4 protein-coding genes are annotated in these 3,654 nt (G+C 32.8%); all 4 read right to left on the reverse strand.

The window, feature by feature from the left end; all coding sequences use genetic code 11:
• Positions 1-42: 42 nt before the first annotated feature.
• On the reverse strand, positions 43-678 hold the full coding sequence (locus KC460_05145; protein ID MCA9770727.1) for a hypothetical protein: 636 nt from the start codon (positions 676-678) through the stop codon (positions 43-45).
• Positions 679-921: 243 nt separating this feature from the next.
• On the reverse strand, positions 922-1,722 hold the full coding sequence (locus tag KC460_05150) for an ABC transporter permease (GenBank protein MCA9770728.1): 801 nt from the start codon (positions 1,720-1,722) through the stop codon (positions 922-924).
• Positions 1,723-1,730: 8 nt separating this feature from the next.
• Positions 1,731-2,513 carry a hypothetical protein gene (locus tag KC460_05155; protein MCA9770729.1) on the reverse strand — a complete coding sequence of 261 codons (783 nt, stop codon included), beginning with the start codon at positions 2,511-2,513 and terminating at the stop codon, positions 1,731-1,733.
• Positions 2,513-3,265, reverse strand: a complete 753-nt coding sequence (locus tag KC460_05160) for an ABC transporter ATP-binding protein (GenBank protein MCA9770730.1) — start codon at positions 3,263-3,265, stop codon at positions 2,513-2,515. Before KC460_05160 ends, KC460_05155 begins: the two co-directional genes overlap by 1 nt.
• Positions 3,266-3,654: the final 389 nt, after the last annotated feature.

Here is a 3,654-nt window from a genome sequence, read left to right on the forward strand (position 1 = left end):
TTAACATCTTTTTATCAGCGAGATTTTCCTTTTTTTACAAAATTATTTCAAGATTTTAATTTTGGGATAGGTTCTAACTATTATGTTATATATTATACCATTGTCTTTACTAATCGAATTAATGGCAGTTTCATATTCTTTATTGTTGTTAAATGTAATTTTCAGATTATAGGTTTTTTCTTTGTTTTTTTGTTTTTTAGCAACAATAGACGCTAAAAAATTTTCGCCAACTTCTCCTGTGAATGTGAGCGGAAACTCCTTGGTATCGTTCAATTTTGCAATAAATGCTTCCGCAAATTTACGTATTGTTTCATATGTCTCAGTGGATATATGAGTTGTTCCTTTTTCTTTTTCTCGCGCAATATCTTTCTTAAGTTTTTTTATTTCTTTTCGCATAATGTCTGTATCTTCTTGAGATTTTTGCTTATGCATCAAGAAATAAGCGGCACCAAACAGTGCCAGAGCTCCGATTCCGAGGACAGCGGTCTTTGGGTGTTCTTTAACTGTTTCCTTCATCCAGTTGACGGTATCCTGCGTTTTCTCTAAAATACTTTGAAAACTTGGTAGGCTGTAGCTATCAAACAATCCACCGCCAGTAGGTTCTTGCTGCGCTTGTAACACTGGACTAATGAATAAAGCAATTGCTATAATTGCTGACATAATATATGTGTGAATCATATATTTCTTTTTTAAATGGTTATATATCGCACTTTTTGTACTTTGTACTTTCATATATCTTAATTGTATCATATTTGGAGTGGGATTAAGTCAACAATTTAATACAAATAGAAACCCTCGTTGCTTATATATTTTCTTGCAGGTTTCCCATGTTTGCCTTTTGTCAGCGAGATTTTCCTCTTTTTTATAGAGTTATTTCAAGATTTTAATTTTGGGATAGGTTTTTATAATGTATCATATTTTCTAAATGTGATCAACGTGTTTTTTAAACAGGTAAAATGTTGCCAATATGCATATAGTAGAAATACCTAGCATCATCACAATGCAAAACCACAAAGGTAAAAATTGTTGGCCTCCGACAAGTGCTTGGCGTAATCCTTCAGTAATATAGACAATAGGATTTGCCAAATTAATATAAGCTAGTGTCGGGCTAAAATGCTTTAATATTGCATATGGGGTCCAAAAACCACCAAACAAAATAAGGGGAATATTAAAGCGAGTCCAATATTGAACTACTCTATTTGAGCTTTGCATAACAAGTGCTCCTAATTGTTGATAGCTTGCGCATACCAGTGATCCACAAAATAAAATTATATATGTTTGTAGCCATGATGTATTACTTAAATCAAGGTCATTATGAAGAAGAAGTGTTGTGACAAGATAAAATGGAGATGTGAGTAGGAAGGTAAAAAGGGTGATAAATACAACGCGCTGAATCAGTAATAATCGTGGACTGAGTAAGTTTATTTGATATTCAATAAAACGTTTATTTTCTAAGTCAAATAAAAGTTCGAAGCTTAACCGAAATGTAACGTCGATAATAATAATCAAACAACTTGTTGCAAAAATAGCTGTTGCTTGTGTTCTATCTGTTATACCCATTATTGCATAGGGCAAAATATACCCAAAGACGGTAGACATCAAAATTGGAAATAACAGACAGTAGTTTATCGCATAATCCTTCAACTGCTTGCTATATACAAAAAAGTCTCTTTTTAAAAAGCGCATGAATATTGAAAGTGAATAATAATAATACGCTAACATATTAATCCTTATATCAAATCAAGTTTTTTTGTTGCAGCATAGCTTAGCCCATACATAAGAATGATATTCCAGGTAGCTACAATACCGATGCAATACCAGGCAGGTATAAATATATTGTCACCAATCAACGCTGATCGTAAGCCTTCTGAAATATATGTAAGTGGGCTAATTAAAAAAAGGTAACTTAGCTTAGGAAATGCCTGCGCAATTGGTTTGAATGGGAATAGTGTGCTACTAAATAAAAATAACCATGATAATCGTCGTGCCCATATATTTGCTTTAACCCACTCAAGAGAGTAGGCAAACGAAATATACAAAAAAAGTAATGCCAAAAAAAGCGAGCTTAAAAAGTAGATAATTATGAGTGCTGCAATATCTGTTTTGATGAGAGTAAAACTTGGGCTAAGTAATATGATCCCAAAAAGTAAAAGTGGAATTGCTATAATCGAGTATTCAATCATAAAAGAAATAACATAGCGAGTAAAAACCCATTTTTTAGGTAATGGTAGGGTAATGTAATAGTCAATGCATCGATTGAATGCTAAGTCATACAGATGTATTAATGACATAGTAAATCCTTTATGAAAGCCAATTTGTATAAGTGTCCCAATAATCATTGGGCCAATCAAAGAGGCGTTCATTCCCATGCGTGGGAGTAATGATCCAAACAATATTGTCATAACTAAAATAACTACAATATTATCTATAAATCGTGAAAGTAAGTTCTGTGCTAGTACCTTCAGATCTCTGTACAGTAAATGTCCTACTATACGAATGTTATGAGCGATCATTATTTTCCTTCGCGTTGCTGCTTAAGTAATTTCAAAAAAATATCTTCAAGTCCAGCCATACCGTGTGTTTCTTTGATTGTTTTAAGTGTATCTATGAGTATAATTTTACCTTTGTCTAAAATACAAATGCGATCAGAAAGGTATTCTGCTTCATCAAGATAGTGTGTTGTTAAAATAACACTGATATTGAGTTTTTTAAGATCTTTTATAAGATTCCATAAAGCACGTCTAATATCTGGATCAAGTCCAACAGTTGGCTCATCAAGAATAACTAACTGTGGTTCGTGTACGAGTGCTCGTGCAATCAATACTCGTTGTTTATTTCCACCAGAAAGCGCATTAATATTAAAATTAGCATAGCGAGTTAACTGTAGTTGCTCTATCAGCATATCAACCCGCTTCTGTATTTTTGTCTCTGGCATTAGAAAATAGCGGCCAGCAAAAATAAGATTTTCTCTGACGGTTAAAAATTGATCAAGATTTTGGTGCTGTGGGCAAAAACCAAGTGCTTTTCGGAATTCTACTAAGTTTTGATAAATGGATTTTCCATGAAATAAAATATCACCAGAAGTTGGTGGATGTAGTGTAGCAATAATAGAAGATAGTGTAGTTTTACCGGCGCCATTAACACCAAGCAAACCGAAGATTTCTCCATGGTCAATGGTTAGACTAACTCCATCTAGTGCACGAACAGAATTTTTGCCAGAGTAAACTTTAGTTATCCCTTTAATAGATAAAAGTGGCCTATTCATAGAAATATCCTTACGGATTAAAAGAAAATTAAAAAATAGTGGTTTAAAATGAATGAGCTAATCTCAGATGTTAAGAAGTACCAAAAAAAGCAGAGATCTAAGATGGCCTAACAAAAAAAATATATGGACTGCTGTTCCTCAAGCAGTTAAGATAATTGACATGATTACATCCTAGCAATCAATTATTAGCATTAAAATTACCTCTTAATATAAGAGGCAACAATCATTATGTCAATTTTTTGTAACACTATTGAGCGAATTGTGAAATTAAAAAATAAGTAAAAATAGAGTAGGCTAGCTTCGTTTTTTGGAAAAAAAAAGGAGCTAGCCAATGCTAAAAAGCATAGAAGAAGTTTACTACATAATTGACGAAATTGTACAGAACGGAA

The organism is Candidatus Dependentiae bacterium, from assembly GCA_020431705.1.
Lineage (GTDB): Bacteria > Babelota > Babeliae > Babelales > Vermiphilaceae > JAGQHQ01.

Excerpts from the sequence above, each read along its gene's own strand:
- KC460_05160 (MCA9770730.1), bottom strand. The coding sequence starts at position 3,265 with ATGAATAGGCCACTTTTATCTATTAAAGGGATAACTAAAGTTTACTCT.
- KC460_05150 (MCA9770728.1), bottom strand. The coding sequence starts at position 1,722 with ATGTTAGCGTATTATTATTATTCACTTTCAATATTCATGCGCTTTTTA.
- KC460_05145 (MCA9770727.1), bottom strand. The coding sequence starts at position 678 with ATGATTCACACATATATTATGTCAGCAATTATAGCAATTGCTTTATTC.
- KC460_05155 (MCA9770729.1), bottom strand. The coding sequence starts at position 2,513 with ATGATCGCTCATAACATTCGTATAGTAGGACATTTACTGTACAGAGAT.